The 15642-nt window shown below is 31.6% G+C and carries 14 protein-coding genes; 5 read left to right on the top strand and 9 right to left on the bottom strand.

The features are described from left to right. Positions 1-13: 13 nt before the first annotated feature. The gene (locus tag CHB80_RS07560; protein WP_089370847.1) at positions 14-1531 is read left to right on the top strand and encodes a serine hydrolase; all 1518 of its coding nucleotides are present in this window, start codon (positions 14-16) and stop codon (positions 1529-1531) included. A 102-nt stretch (positions 1532-1633) separates the two neighbouring features. Here the strand turns inward: CHB80_RS07560 and CHB80_RS07555 are convergent, their stop codons facing one another. After that, positions 1634-2338 (bottom strand): LytR/AlgR family response regulator transcription factor, encoded by a 705-nt coding sequence (locus tag CHB80_RS07555; protein ID WP_089370846.1) that lies wholly within the window; start codon positions 2336-2338, stop codon positions 1634-1636. Next, the gene (locus CHB80_RS07550) at positions 2339-3349 is read right to left on the bottom strand and encodes a sensor histidine kinase (protein WP_089370845.1); all 1011 of its coding nucleotides are present in this window, start codon (positions 3347-3349) and stop codon (positions 2339-2341) included. Positions 3350-3504: 155 nt separating this feature from the next. Between CHB80_RS07550 and CHB80_RS07545 the strand changes: the two genes are divergently transcribed. Together CHB80_RS07545 and CHB80_RS07540 are read left to right on the top strand one after the other, a co-directional pair. Next, positions 3505-5343, top strand: coding sequence for a S41 family peptidase (locus CHB80_RS07545; RefSeq protein ID WP_089370844.1), 1839 nt, complete (start codon positions 3505-3507; stop codon positions 5341-5343). Positions 5344-5502: 159 nt separating this feature from the next. Continuing rightward, positions 5503-6975 (top strand): alpha/beta hydrolase family protein, encoded by a 1473-nt coding sequence (locus CHB80_RS07540; RefSeq protein WP_089370843.1) that lies wholly within the window; start codon positions 5503-5505, stop codon positions 6973-6975. Positions 6976-7042: 67 nt separating this feature from the next. Here CHB80_RS07540 and CHB80_RS07535 read toward each other — a convergent pair whose 3' ends face one another. The 4 genes from CHB80_RS07535 to CHB80_RS07520 all read right to left on the bottom strand — a co-directional run bounded on the left by CHB80_RS07535 (position 7043) and on the right by CHB80_RS07520 (position 10813). Then, positions 7043-7561: a DUF4494 domain-containing protein gene (locus CHB80_RS07535; protein ID WP_089371314.1), complete on the bottom strand. Its 519-nt coding sequence runs from the start codon at positions 7559-7561 to the stop codon at positions 7043-7045. Between the two features lie 164 nt (positions 7562-7725). Further along, positions 7726-9273, bottom strand: coding sequence for an ABC transporter permease (locus tag CHB80_RS07530; RefSeq protein ID WP_089371313.1), 1548 nt, complete (start codon positions 9271-9273; stop codon positions 7726-7728). Positions 9274-9325: 52 nt separating this feature from the next. Further along, positions 9326-10189: an ABC transporter ATP-binding protein gene (locus CHB80_RS07525; RefSeq protein ID WP_089370842.1), complete on the bottom strand. Its 864-nt coding sequence runs from the start codon at positions 10187-10189 to the stop codon at positions 9326-9328. 222 nt (positions 10190-10411) lie between these two features. After that, positions 10412-10813 carry a hypothetical protein gene (locus tag CHB80_RS07520; protein WP_089370841.1) on the bottom strand — a complete coding sequence of 134 codons (402 nt, stop codon included), beginning with the start codon at positions 10811-10813 and terminating at the stop codon, positions 10412-10414. Positions 10814-11028: 215 nt separating this feature from the next. Here CHB80_RS07520 and CHB80_RS07515 point away from each other — a divergent pair, with 215 nt between their 5' ends. Continuing rightward, positions 11029-12009: a sensor histidine kinase gene (locus tag CHB80_RS07515; protein ID WP_089370840.1), complete on the top strand. Its 981-nt coding sequence runs from the start codon at positions 11029-11031 to the stop codon at positions 12007-12009. Position 12010: 1 nt separating this feature from the next. Beyond that, positions 12011-12709, top strand: a complete 699-nt coding sequence (locus tag CHB80_RS07510; RefSeq protein ID WP_089371312.1) for a LytR/AlgR family response regulator transcription factor — start codon at positions 12011-12013, stop codon at positions 12707-12709. 26 nt (positions 12710-12735) lie between these two features. Here CHB80_RS07510 and CHB80_RS07505 read toward each other — a convergent pair whose 3' ends face one another. The 3 genes from CHB80_RS07505 to CHB80_RS07495 form a co-directional block, all read right to left on the bottom strand. After that, entirely contained in the window at positions 12736-13851 is a 1116-nt protein-coding gene (locus CHB80_RS07505) for an ABC transporter permease (protein ID WP_089370839.1), read from the bottom strand. 36 nt (positions 13852-13887) lie between these two features. Then, entirely contained in the window at positions 13888-14808 is a 921-nt protein-coding gene (locus tag CHB80_RS07500; protein WP_089370838.1) for an ABC transporter ATP-binding protein, read from the bottom strand. 133 nt (positions 14809-14941) lie between these two features. Then, positions 14942-15640 carry a LytR/AlgR family response regulator transcription factor gene (locus tag CHB80_RS07495; RefSeq protein WP_089370837.1) on the bottom strand — a complete coding sequence of 233 codons (699 nt, stop codon included), beginning with the start codon at positions 15638-15640 and terminating at the stop codon, positions 14942-14944. Between the last annotated feature and the right edge of the window lie 2 nt (positions 15641-15642).

Here is a 15642-nt window from a genome sequence, read left to right as displayed (position 1 = left end):
AAACACTCTTACCATGAATCTAAAGTCATCACTACAACTTCTTAGTATCTTATTGGTATATATAGGTATATCGTGTCAAGCACAAGAACATCAAGTAGAAGTAACAGAATTAAAAGGCTTTGAAAAAGAAGTAGACTCTATTATGCAAGTGTATCATACTGTTGGTGCATCTATTGCGGTTCTTAAAGATGGCGAGGTACTATATACACAAGGGTTTGGATATAAAGATCTATCTAAAAAAGACCCTGTAGATGCTAATACTATCTTTGGAATAGGCTCTTGTACCAAAGCATTTACAGCAGCATTAATGGGTATTTTTGAACAAAAAGGGCTCTTAGACCTAGAAGAAAAACCCAATGCATATATTCCTGAATTAGCATTTTATAACTCAGAAATGGATGCTCAAATTAAAATAAGTGATATCCTTTCCCATAGAACAGGTATTCCTAATTTACCAACAGAATCATCTGCCGTATTTTTTAGATCTGATGACAAAAAAGTGATTATTCCTAGGTTGAAATATATAGCACCACAAACAGGAGTAGGAGAGCGATGGATATATAATAACTATTTATATGCATTGGCTGGACGTATTACAGAACGGGTTACGAAAAAAAGTTGGCAAGAAAATCTATCTGAATATATATTTAGACCCTTAGAAATGAATGCAACCTATGGAAATGTAGTTCCTGCGAGTAACGATCCCAATTTCGCGCTAGGATATGGGGTAAGTAGAAACGATACAATTCCTATGCAAGTGCTGCCTGAAAATTTCCCTACACGAGATGCTGGTGGTAATATCTATAGTTCTGTCCTAGATATGACACGATGGTTACAAGTTTGGATGAATAATGGGGTACATAACAACCAACCCTTTTTATCTCCAACATATATTAAACAAGCTACAGGAAATCAACAGCTCATAGATACAGATAGTCTCACACTTGAGAGTCGTTATTATGGTTTTGGATGGATGAACAGTAAGCAAGAAGGATATCGTAAAATAGAACATTCTGGAGGAATATCTGGTTATACTTCAAATGTTGCATATTACCCTGAAGAACAACTAGGTATTATTGTATTAACTAATCAAAATACTGCTGGAACGGCCTATGCGATCACCGATCGTATTAGTGAACGTTTTCTAAATATAGATATTGAAACAGGTTCGAATGGTCCTTATTTTTCTACGGTGATTGGTTTAGAAGATTCTAAAACACCTACCATCATTAACACAACAGATCCTCCTCCATATGAATTAGGGGCGCTTGTAGGCACCTATCATCATCCAGGGTTTGGAGATATCATAATACATTTTGAAGAAAAAACACTGTATGCAACGCTACCATTTACAACCTTTCGATTAAGTCATGAAGCTGGAAATGTATTTCAAGATCATTTTACAGAGCGAAAGTCTCAAGTGGTGGGTAATTTTTTAAACTTTACATTTCAAGTGAATGAGACGAACACTATCAGTGGCGTATTACTAAACATCGCTAGTGGTGGCATTGTATTTGAAAAAGTGAATTAACGGCTTAATACCGTTGTATGCCAAAATTTAAATCAATTATTTTCAAACTTCTATTGCTTTCGCGAAAGCGTATAAAAAACAATTGAAATTGGGTAATTGTTATTATAATCTTTTATTATTTAGATACACCTTTAAAGTTTCTCTATAACTATTTCCTACAGGTATTTCAGTATTATTTATAAGTACACATTTACCATTATACTGACTTATTTTGGATAAGGGTACTATATAGGATTTATGGATTCTGATAAATTGATAGGTGTTTAGAATAGACTCAATGGATTTTAGTGTTTTTAAAACCATACAATAATTACTCCCAGTCACGATTTTAGCATAATCTTTCAATCCCTGAATGTAATCTATATCCTTTATTAAAATCTTAATAAAATCGTCACCTTCTTTTACATAAAAAGAAGGCTGTAATGAGCTTTCACTCGTTGTCTTTTTTGAATTTTCAAAGCGTGTTATTGCCTTACTCAAACGCTCAAAGGAAATAGGTTTTAAAAGATAATCAACTACCTCAAGATCAAAACTCTCGACAGCGTATTCACTGTAGGAGGTTGTCATAATAAATCTAGTATTTGCTTTAGATAGTTTTACTAATTCAATTCCAGAAATCTCAGGCATTGCGATATCAGTAAACACAATGTCTATTCCATGTTCTTCCTTCAAATAATTAAATGCTTCTACTGAATCAGTAAATGTACGGACTACTTCAAAATTGGAGAACCTTTTTAAGTGATGTGTAATAACATCTATCGCTAATGGCTCATCATCTATTACTATGGCTTTATATACTACGTTCATTTAATTCAAATGGATATTAAGTTGTATCGCGTATGTATTTTCTGTAGTGTTAATATCTAAAGTTGAATCTTTAGGATATAACAATTGCAAGCGTTTTTTCAAATTATCAAGTCCTTTGCCTATGCGTTTGCTTTCTTGAAAATGTTGTTTTACGGGTACATTATTTTTTACTGAAAATATAAGGTGATCATTAGCTATGTTCACTTCTACTTTTACAAAAGCGTCATTTGCATTTGTGTAAAATCCATGTTTAAAGGCATTTTCAACAAGAGGGATCAAAAGTAGTGGCTCAATTAATTTTTCATCTGTTATAGTACCCTCAATAGCCATATGAATAGCAGCATCGTTACCAAATCTCATTTTTTCTAGTGTAATATACTTTTTTATAAAATCTAGCTCCATACTTATAGGCACTTTTGCAAGATGTGTTTGATCTGTTATATAACGCATCATACTTGATAATTTCAATATATACTCCGGAGTTTCAGTACTATTTTTAAGTGATAAACTATAAAGCGAGTTTAAAGCATTAAATAAGAAATGCGGATGTAATTGATTACGTAATAATTGCTCTCTTGCTGTGTATAATTCATTTTCTATTTTTTTATAATAATTAAATACATCTAATTTATTTACAAAATGCAGTAATAAATAAAACAGTAAGGTTTGTCCTAAAAAACTAGTAAAGTATTCAAAAGTGGCATTAGCAGATACATCGTCGTGTATTCTAATATCTTTTAAAATTGCTAGTCCAATAAGCATTATCATAAAGAAGGTAATACAAACTACTTTTTGCCAAATACGCTTTAATCGAAAAACATAATAATAAAGCATGTAAGCAATAAGAACACTCATAAAATTTTCTACCGCATCACTAGTCATAAAAAATAACGCATCATCTGGTAATAAATCAAAAGCTCTTTTGACTAACCGAAATATGATCACAGTAATAAAACCAACATTAAAAAGAAGTTTAATGGTATGTATAGTACGACTAGATAATTGAATCATGTGTTGCTATTTGCTTTAATGTAAATATAGAAAAATGCAATTCAGCTAAGTCGAGTAAAAGCGATGGATTATCTATTGTCAAGTCAAGTTGGTCGATACTATTTTTAAACAAACGTAATGACTTATATGTTTGAGAAGAACTTAATACTAAAATTATGAGAACTTCTTTTATGTTATTCGCTATAAGTTTTATCTGTTTTACAGGTATTAGCCAGCAATTACAACTTGAAAAAGCATCCCCATTTACTGCTGTAAAATGGGAAAATGATATACCAATTGTAACCGTTAATAATGAATGGTACACTCTAGAAAAATTAGATCTATATACTACGGAAGAATTGGTCGCTTTTTGTAAAAAACAATATGGTCTTAAATGGAAAAAACGTTTCTCTGAAGATCTGGTTGAAGTCCTTAAAACCATAGGATATCAACCCCAAGAAAAAGTAACACTGGTACTTTCAAATAAAGCTACACAACAAAAAGAGGTTATAGGAATCTTTACGCTAGAAAATAGACAAAAGGTAGTAGCATATAATCATACAGCTAGAAAGACCAATAAAAGCCCTCAAAAGATAACTATTCAACAAGCAATTAATGATATAGAAGAGTTTCAGCAAATTCTTGAATTGCGTTCTTCATATGTACACTTGACAGCTTTTGACTATAAAACGGCAATAGCATCTTTAAAGAATACTATAACAGCTTCAAAAGAAGCTATTGAGGTAAATTATTTGACACATGAATTAGCAAAAATACTCGCAGAAATAGGGGATAGGCATTCTAGTGTAAAAAATGAATCCTTTGTAAAAGAAAGCCATGCAACCTATTCTTTACAATTACCTTTTTCACTAGCTTCTTTAAACGGACAAGTAGTTGCTGTATGCCGTACTACAGATGAAGAGAGTTATGAATACCTACACGCTGATTTTCCATTTGTAAAATCTATTAATGATATTGCCATACATACGATGATAGATTCATTAGTCTATAAACATAAAAAAGCACCAGAAGATGCAAAACTCAGCAGAGGAGTTTCTGAAATACAGCAACTTGGTAAAATTTATTTTGCAAATAACTTACAACTACCTAAACAAACAAAAATTGTTTTTACCAATGGGCATACAGATAAAACCGCATGGGTTCAATTACAAAGTAAACAATCTCCATACTATTCTAAAATAGCATGGAATACATATATAAAATCGAAAGAAATTAAAAACGGAAAGCTAGCCGGGATTTCAAAATTACTTAACGAGAATATTGGCTATATATCTCTTCCCAGAATGTATCATTTTAAGGAGGTAAAAGCCATGCAAGAATATATCGACTCTACTTTTACGGCATTTGAAAATACAAAAGCACTTATTATAGATATTCGTTTTAATCCTGGAGGAGGGAGAGATTTAATACAAAAATTTGCAAATTATATAGTACCTACATCAAATAGTCCTTGGGTAGCAAATGTAGCTTATCTTAGAACTGAAGCAAAAAATACAGATCACTCTTCTATGTCCAATCGATTTTTATATCCATATGCTTCAGACAAATGGAGTGAAACAGATAAGGCATCAATAACTGCTTTTTTAGAGCTTTTTAATACACAGAAAAAGTTTGACACTACTAAATTTAGTAATCCTCACTACATGATCCTTCATGCTGGGAAACACTCGTATAACAAGCCTATCTATATTCTAGTAAATGAGCGTAGTTTTAGTGCAGCTACTGTTTTTACGAGTGCTTTTAAAGGATTACCCAATGTTACTATCGCAGGTGTTACTACCGATGGTTCAAGTGGTAATTCGCAAAGTACACAATTAAAACATTCAAATATTAGAGTAAAAATCTCTACCATGTTATCATTTCAAAGAAATGGAAAAACATTGGATGGAAACGGTACCAAACCAGATATCTATCTTCCTATAAACCAAGACCAACTTTTAAAAGGAACAGATACCCAATTAAAGCAATTAGTTAAACATATTAATGAGAAGTGATAAGCGTAGTTATGATAGAACTCCTTTAAAAATTCTTCTTGTTTTTAAAAACAACACTTTTATATCGATACATAACCGTTTTACCACAAGTTATAACATTGACAACGTATCACAAAAATTTTATGTTTGAATTGATCATTCATTATCAATTATAAACGTATGAGAATTCTAGAAATCGTATTACTATGTATCGTAACTATTTTACCATTTGTAAAACGACCTGTACTTAAAATTAGTAAGAAAAAACCATTATTAATGATACTAGCACTTATAGTGATCTGTCATTTAATTTTTGAAGGTTGGCGATGGCAAATGTTTCCTGTATACGTATTACTTATGATTGTCCTATGGAGGATTTACCAAGTAAATGAAACTTTATCTATAAAACTTACTTTTATAAGAGTCCTGGGGTATGTGATTCTCATCATCGTTTTGTTCCCAAGTTGGATGGTGCCTAATGTACTCCCTGTATTTTCGCTACCAAAACCTACTGGTATTTATCAAGTAGGAACACATGCTATTCATCTAAAAACGGATATGGATGAGCCAATTACAAAAGATGAAACCGATAAAAGAGAAATTATGGTGAAAGTTTGGTATCCATCTAATAATAACGCTTTCGCGAAAGAAGTGCCTTACTTAGATAAAGCAAATAGAACGAGTTTTATACAAAAGTACGGTGGTGGTATATTACCTCCAGCCTCTATGAATTATTTAGATAGAGTAACAACACATGTCTACCAAGAAGCACCTATTATAGAAGATACGTTTCCGGTAGTATTATTTTCTCATGGTTATGGATCTAATGCATCTGGATATTATGCCTTACTAAGTGAAATTGCTAGTCATGGTTATATTGTGATCAACATGAATCATACTTATGAAAGCTTGGCAACTACATTTCCTGATGGTTCAGAAAAGTTTTTTGATTATGAATTCCAAGCTATAGATGGCGCAGATGCTATGCAACATATCACACCTATAAAAAATGCTTTTGAAAACGATTATTCATATGATGAGCGACATGCTATAATTAGAGAGGCCTCTAAAGAATATAATGTAACCAAGATGGTAAAGAGATGGACCAAGGACATGATATACACCTTAGACCAATTAGAAGACTGGAATAAAAATGGCTTTTTAAAAAATAGGCTAGATCTCGAAAAAATTGGTGTTTTTGGGCACTCTAGAGGTGGAGGCGCTGCAGGACAGCTCACTATAAAAGACACTCGAATAAAAGCAGCTGTAAATATTGATGGTGTACAATGGGGTGAAATGATGGATACCATGTATCACAAACCCTTTTTATATATTTCGGCCGATTGGCCAGCAGATCATCATGATATTAATGCACATACATATAAGCATAAAAGTACCGACTACTTTTATGAAAGCAAATTACTCACTGCGGCACATCCCAATTTTATGGATATACCTTTAATGATTCCTGTAGAAAGTCTTGCTCAAACAGGGACTATTGATGCTAAGTTAGGGATTCAGATAACAAACGAACTCATCCTCTCATTCTTTGACAAACACTTAAAAAAAGATAAAATTGCAGACCCTCAAAATGTAGCAAAGAAGTATGAACTACTGGATATGACAGTATATAAGAATGGAAACAAATTCTAATATAAAGCATAAAAGAGAGGTTACACATATAGTATAATCTCTCTTTAGATTTTAAAAAAGGTACTATCTATTCCTCTTCATCAGTTACAGGTACTGAATTTTTTAATGCTGTAAATTTCTCTAGTCGCTCTAATTCGCTTTCTTCCCCAGAAAAATATGGAAATACATCCATTACAGGAGATTCTGCAATAGCAGGAATTGTGTATTCTCCCATAGAGTCTTTCATCACACTCTCCGTATTTTCATAAGCTTCTTTTACATCATTTGCCTGTACCAATAGATATTGATTGGTTTTACGTTCTTTACCACTTTCCTCATCAAATGCAATTAAAGAAACCTTAGATTTAAACCATCTATCAGAATTTTCAAATGGATGTATTTCTGCATAATTAGCTACTTTAATATTAGTGATATTAATTTCGTCACTATCACTTAAATACACAGACATTTCCTGAGTAATTCTACTTTCTGCTTCTGTATAGGAAATGGCATCTACTAGGAAAGGTTCCGTCTTTACTTTTTGCATTCCAGATACTTCATCCATTTTTCTATACTTTACTTTACACTCATACCAAGTTACGCTCATATTTTTTTGTTTTAAGGGTGCCAAATATAAGATTTCGCGATAAGCAAAAAAGTCAAAATTGAGATAGATATTCACAATTTTAGAAAGTCTTTTTTAATGTTTTAGAATGGAAGGAATTGGAAAAAAGAATTTGTTTGATCTAGAAAATCTATTTATATGAAAGATCACTCAGATAACTGATGTCTCCTCATATAAACACTAATACATCCCAAAACAAATATTAAAATAAAAAGATACACTAGATACATAGAATCATGCGAGTTTCCTCCAAAATAATCTACAAAAGGAATACCATTGATAACCGCATATGTAATCATAAAGAAAAACACTTCAAATAGTTTTTTGCCTTTTGATAAGATGCCTAAAGCGCAAGCAAGCAGCACAATAAAAACACTCCCTAAGTATATAGAAAAAATAGCATAAAAATCTACTCTTATTGCATACCTAACAACTAATGGAACTGCTAATAAAAATAATAAACTAATAGCCGCTAGTAGTTGCGAAAACAATAATCTACTCATAGGCTTATAAGCAGAAAATGCAAAATAGTGAACATTGTTTAAAAATTCTTTTGTGGTCAAGTCAGACAATCTGCTTACTTGCAGAAACCATAAAATAGGTAATACAAGTTGATGTGCCTTTTCTATAGGAAGCACTGCTAGCAATAACATTCCAAGAACATTAACGATCCATAACCATTTTTTCCCTTTTCTAAAGAGTAATAAGAACTCCGTTTTCACTAATGGAAATATACTGTAGTTTATCTCTGGAGTTGGTAATTTGTTAAGCAGTAGCTCTTTTGACACTGCTTCTTTTCTAATTTCTACAGAGTGTTTTCGTAAAGAGATACGTTCTTTTAAGCGAAATCGATGAAAAAAATGAGATATCAAATAGATTACTAAAATCCCAATAATAATCCATATAAAGCGACTTAATAGAAATATGGTTGGGAATTCCATTCCCTTAAATTCAAATGAATGTGTTTGTTTTACATTTCCTAGAACATAACCTATAGAAAGATCCGTATTTTCAGGAGTATTTGAAATTTTTCTTACCGTCTGTTCTAATTCATGCATGACAATGCTACTCCCAAAAATATCCATTGAAAATTGCATTTCAGTTTTAGGAGTCATGACTAAAAGTCCTGAAAAAAGAAAGAAAAAACCAATATTCTGAAGTACTGAATATTTACCAAAGAAAACTTCAAAGACGATGGCTATTACTGCAATTACAAAAAGAGCAGGCAACACAATAAGTACATATGGTTTTACAAATTGGTTAAGTTCAAATGGATAACCATCATTGTATAAAATAAATAACAAGATGCTCATGATAAAAACCATTGCTGCTATAGTAAACAATACTAAAAAATTACTGAGTACTTTCGATAATAAATAGATGAAGTTTGAAATAGGAGTAGAGGCTACAATGTGTCCTATTTTGGTATGAATATCATTTTTGATACTATTATTTATAAGATAGAATCCTATTAAAGACAAGAATATACTTGTCAAAATTGCGGTTACATACCCAAACCAAGCCGAATTATAATACCCTACATGATCGGCAATCCTAATTGTAGAATAATTTGCATTTGGTTCTGGCACAAATGTATACGCAATAGCTAAGCTTACACAAAGTGTAATTAAAAAAGCATAGCTTCTAGTACGCTGTAAATAATCAGATTTTATAATCGTAAGTAATAAATCCATACTGTGATTTTTAATAGTTTTTAGATCTTCCAAAATAATCTCAGGTAGTGTCTTAATGTGTTTTGGTGAAGTATAAATACGCATCCTCAAGATTGGCTTCTTTTTCTATAGAGTTTTTAACAGGAATATCTGTGATATATCTAACTATTAATGAGTTTCCTGTTCGGGTAGTACTCACAACAACATGTTGATTCTTAAAATCAGATAATACTTCTTTTTCAATGGTAGTTTCAAATACTTTGCCTTTTACTTTTTGAATGCTGTCTTCTTGATTTCCATAAGAAATAAGCGTCCCATTTTTCATTATAGCCACCGTATCTGCAATGGTATCAATGTCAGAAACGATATGTGAGGATAAAATTACAATACACTCATTTGCTAAATCAGAAATAAGATTCCGAAAACGCACTCGTTCTTCTGGATCTAAACCAACAGTTGGTTCATCAAAAATTACAATTTTCGGATGATTCAACAATGCCTGTGCAATGCCAACTCTTTGTTTCATTCCTCCTGAATAACTTCCAATTCTCTTTTTGGCAACGCTCAGTAAATTTAAACCCTCTAGTAATTGAGCAATCCTAGTAGATAACTTATTACCTCCTATACCCTTTAATGCTGCCATATAATTCAAAAACTCATAGGCATTCAGGTTTGGATAGACACCAAAATCTTGAGGTAGAAACCCAAGTTGTTTTCGCATATAATTTGCATCCTTTACGATGTTGTTTTTATTTAAAGAAATAATACCATTACTCGGTGTACTCACCGTAGCTATCATCTTTAGTAATGTAGATTTTCCAGCGCCATTGGGCCCCAATAAACCTAAAATACCTTTCTCGATAGTCATAGAGAAATCTTTCACTCCATAATTGTTCTTATTATATCGTTTAGAAACGTTTTGTATATCTAATAACATTGATTTATTTTTTTGATTCAAGTTGCTATGGCAGCTAGTACTACCATAGCATTTTATATAATTTAGAATGAGGAAGAATGTTTTTTTGCTTTCGCGAAATCGAGCCTGCGAGATTCACGACCGAAGGAAGAATGAAATGGTAAAGCGAACTTGTGAGGTTCACGACCATAGGGAGAGCAAAGCGATAAAGCGTATAACACATCTATAAAAGGAAATTGATACTTAGTCCGTTTTAGATCTTACTTTCTTGATAATAGTCTCATACCCATTTTGAGTAAATTTCAATGCATTATTATTATCAGCTATTAATTCTAAATCTACACCTCTTGTAGGCTCGCGTAGGGTAGTTTCATTTTTTTGAGTCAATAAATCTTTAGAAAATGGGCTAATGATATACATCTTGTCATCTTCTTTTACAATCTCTAGCTCAAAATCTGCTTCTTCTAAAAGGTAGTTTCCAACAAATTTTTGAAGTTGTGCGTGATCAACTTCTTCTTTTATCTGATCATTTTTTAAAGAAGCATTTTCATTTTTTGATAGAGTCTCTGCTGTATTTACTTGACTATATCCCATCGTTTGAACTAATAAAAAAAGTGCTGTTGTGATTTGAATTACGTGTTTCATGATATTGTTTTTTATGATTTACACTTCAAAACTCTTTTAATTATTCAACCCAAAAAATAAACAATGACCAAGGAGCCTAAAAAAATGATATATAGCCAAAAGTCAGGATATCATGAAAAGGAATACCTTTAGATAGAAAATAGGGGCTTTCATCATTAAAAAAACATAATTGAGAGACTATAGGTTATTTTTGGAGTGAATTCTAAACAATTAAAATGTCAAAATTTGATCGTTTAATAGACAATAAACTTATACAAAACTTATTTGTATGGCTATTCTTTTATGTTATTCTATTAATCACCATACAAGATGGAGCTAGAGCCTTAACATCTATCTATGTTATTCTTTTATTAGCCCCTGCTGTTTATATTAATAACCTCTATATTCTTCCATTTTTCAGAAAGAAGCCTTCTATTTTTTTCTTATTGTTTAGTGCAAACTCAATAGTATTTACTGCGATTTCAGTATATCTAATTGTTAAAAACACCACAGGAGAAACTTTACAACTCGGTATGTTTGTAAACTTTTTAGGCATTATGATCTTGGCACTTCTATTTGCATCATCCCTTAAAATTGCAAGAGATAGTTTTACACGAAGACAACAAGAAAAAGATGCTGAATTAAAATTATTAAAAGGACAACTAAATCCTCATTTTTTATTCAATACATTAAACAACCTTTACGGGCTATCTGTCATAAAATCAGATAAATTACCTGAATTAATGTTGAAATTATCAGATTTACTACGTTACAGTCTGTACGAAACTAAAGATGTATATGTCCCTCTAGAAAAAGAAATTCAGTATTTGGAAAATTATATATCCCTGGAAAAAATAAGATTAGAGGAAAAAACAGATATTCTATTTTCTAAAACAGGGGAGATCTCAACACAAAAAATAGCACCTATGTTATTTATTGTTTTTGTAGAAAATGCATTTAAACACTTGGAAACATCTACCGATATAAAAGAAAATGTATCTGTATCTATTCGTCAAGAAAACAACAAATTATACTTTAAATGCCAAAATACCATTGGAAAAATGGATGTTCTACATGAAAATTTAGAGAAAGGTAAGAATGGGATAGGTTTACAAAACGTAAAAAAACGATTGGCATTGATGTATCCTGATCAACACACATTAACTATTGAAAAAAAGGAAGGGATTTATAGTGTTAATTTAATTCTTGAAGTATAGTATGAAAGCACTACAATGTATAATAGCTGATGATGAACCAATTGCACGTCAAATTTTGGAAAATTACATACAAGAAATTCAAAATTTAGAGCTTGTCGCATCCTGTAAAAATGCATTTGAAGTAATGCAAATATTACAAGAAAAACCTGTAGACATCTTGTTCTTAGATATTAATATGCCTAAACTTTCAGGTTTAAGTTTATTAAAGACCATACAGCAAAAACCCCATGTAATCATAACTACTGCTTATCCTGAATATGCTGTAGAAGGTTTTGAGCTTTCTGTAACCGACTATTTATTAAAACCGTTTTCATTAGAACGTTTTATACAGGCAGTTTTTAAAGTACAACAACAAACTACGACCCAAAATCAACCTATTGTAGTTGAAAACGAACCTGCAAACAATGCTATTTTTGTAAAAAGCGATAAGAAAATTATAAAGCTCAATTTTGAAAACATATATCATATTGAGGCTTATGGAAATTACATTAAGATATTTACAGATGTAATGATTTTAACTCCACAAACACTATCTGATTTTTTAGAAAAATTGCCTGAGCAATTTTTACGAATTCATAAATCATATATCATCAATTTTAATCATCTGAAACTCATAGATGGTAACCAAATTGTGTTACAAAATGACACTAAACTTCCCATCGGAAAATCGTATAGAAAAATAGTTTTAGATAGGATTTAAATACTATAACAGTGATTAAACATAAATTACGCAATCTCTATAATATTCTTTTTGAATAATACCGTAGAAACCAAGGTCATTCCAAAACCTATAGCTACTAAAACTCCCATTTTAGGAAGAATATCTATAAAAGGTAATTGTCTCCAAAAAATATCAAAGAAACCTTCAATACCCCAATAATTTACGCTAATTATGGCAATGTTTTGCATGAATGCAGGCATCATGCTAATAGGAATCATACTTCCTCCAATCGCCGACATAAGAATGATAATAATAGTACTCATTCCTTGTAATTGCTGTCGTGTTTTTACCGTAGACACCAAGAAAACCCCAAAACTAGAAACCGCAAACGAGATACATAAAATCAATACAATCAATGAGGAAGCATCCATGAAAATGGGTAATCCAAATGCTACCCAAGCAAAAATAAACATAACTGTTAATTGCAAAATTGAAACTATCATAGCTGTTCCCATTTTTGCTAATAAAATATCCAATGGTTTTATAGGAGCAATTAATAGACGTTTTAAAGTGCCTGCTTCTTTTTCATCTAGTAACCCGCCACCTATAGCAGCGATACTAAATAATAACATCATAATAGCTGTACCGCCTACTGCTTGTACCAAACCTGGATGTGCTTTCGTAGAACTCTGTTTGATTACGGAAGTAGTTTTTAGTTGAACTTGATTAATCACATCTCCTTTCCCTAAATGATACGTAAAACCATCTTTTAAAATTGTATGTACAATTCGCATCTGTATATCTCTAGCAGCATCGTATTTCAATTCTACAGGCACATCAGCATTAGTAGCAATAGCCTCCGAAAATCCTTTTTCAAAAACTAGAGCAGCGACATTTTCACCTTTTCTAACTAGATCTAATGCTTTTTCTTCTTCTGAGGAAATCAAACGAATAGTAGGAAGACTGTTTAATTTTGTGATAAACTCTTGAGAAGTAGATGTTGAATCTTTATCAACAACCAGAATCCCTAAAGGTTTAGGAGTACTTTTCTTTTTTCCGACACCTCCAAATGCAAAAGCAAATAGCGTTATCATAATAATAGGTAATAAAAAGGTAACAAGAACTCCCTTTTTATCCGAGAAATATAATCTTAGATCTTTTTTTAAAATAGTAAGTATCATACTAGTAGATTTTATAAATGGTTTTTGAAAGATTGATTAATCTCTTAACTGTTTCCCAGTTAAGCTTAAAAAGATTGCTTCTAAGTTTACTTTATTCAGTTGTATATCTTCGACACTCAATTGCAATTCATTGCACGTTGTAATCACTTTAGAAAGTTCTTGTACAGTACATTCTACCAATAACTTATTTTTATTTTGTGATAGGGGATAGGGGAGTCGTCCTCTTAGTTGGTTTACATCGTTTTCAGAGAGAAGATTAAATTCAAATTGAATGCTTTCTTTCGTAGGAATCAATTCTTTTAATTCAGCTTGTGTTCCTTGCGCAATGATTTTTCCAGAATCTATAATAGCAATACGATTACATAGACGTTCAACCTCTTCCATATAATGAGTAGTATAAACAATGGTCATTCCCTGTTTATTTAAGGTCTCGATAACTTCAAAAATATGGTTTCTACTTTGCGGATCGATACCCACAGTAGGCTCATCCATAAACAATACTTTTGGATGGTGCAACAATGCCGCAGCAATATTGATCCTTCGCTTCATTCCTCCTGAGTACGTTTTTATTAAATCGTTTTTTCGATCTAATAATCCAATAAGTGCTAGTGTCTTATTAATTCTATCTTTCAATTCTTTAGATGGAATCCCATATAAATTTCCCCAGAACAATAGGTTTTTATATGCAGAAAGATCTTCATATAATGATATTTCTTGAGGCACAACTCCTATCAAATGCTTACATGTTTTTGCATGACCATTAATAAGGTTACCATCAATATGAATATGTCCTTCATCACTTTTTAATATAGCGCTCATCATATTGAGTGTAGTAGATTTCCCAGCGCCATTAGGTCCTAAAAGTCCGAAGATTTCACCTTTTTTTATGGTAAAACTAATATCATTTACTGCTTTTATATCTTGAAAGGATTTCGACAGGTTTTGTACTTGAATCATAAATAACCATTTTCAGTTATTCAAATGTCATAAAAGCAATAGTATTTACAGAAATGATTGTACTGAGTTGCACTTTTTTAAGGATGAATTGTGTATTTGCAAAAACTAAATAAGTATAGAAGCAATAGAATACCTAAAACCACTTAGCTTTGATGTCTTTGTATTTTGTTCTTCCAATAGGAATGTGCTCTCCATTTTTTAGCTCGACCATATATTTGCTTCCAGATTCTACTATAATCTCCTTTATCTCAGACATCTTTACTACATATGATTTATGAATTCGTTCAAAAGAAGGTGCTAATAACTGTTCTAGCTTTTCGAGTGATTTATCATGCAGTTCTTTTCTTCCATCTACTAAAAATAGTTCTGTATATGTACCAGCACCTTTAATATAAAGCAAATCCTTAACAGGTAATAACTGTACTTTGTGTCTTTTCTTTACTGCTAAAAATTTAATCGGATTCGTTATTCCTTTTTCATTTGAAATAGCTCGATGTAACGCTTGCTGTAATCGTTCTCTATTAAAAGGTTTTGATACAAAATCTAAAACCCCATATTCAAAAGCGGTAATAGCTTGGTCATTATACGCCGAAATAATAATCGTATGAAATGATTCTGAAACGGCAGTCGTAAGAAGATCAAAACCACTATTTCCATTAAGGTTTAAATCTAGAAGCACTAGATCTAATGAGTGATTTTCAATGTATCGTATAGCTTCATAAAGGGTATTCATATGCTTTATGGATTGCAATGCATCTCCAAGAATATCACGCGTCATTCGCTCTATTCTTTTAGCAATTCTTGATTCATCCTCAACTATTAAAATATTCATCT

Origin of the sequence: Dokdonia pacifica (assembly GCF_900188275.1) — a bacterium.
Classification (GTDB): Bacteria; Bacteroidota; Bacteroidia; order Flavobacteriales; family Flavobacteriaceae; genus Dokdonia; species Dokdonia pacifica.
Note: the sequence above shows the minus strand (reverse complement) of the source record. Positions and strands in the feature narration are given on the sequence as shown.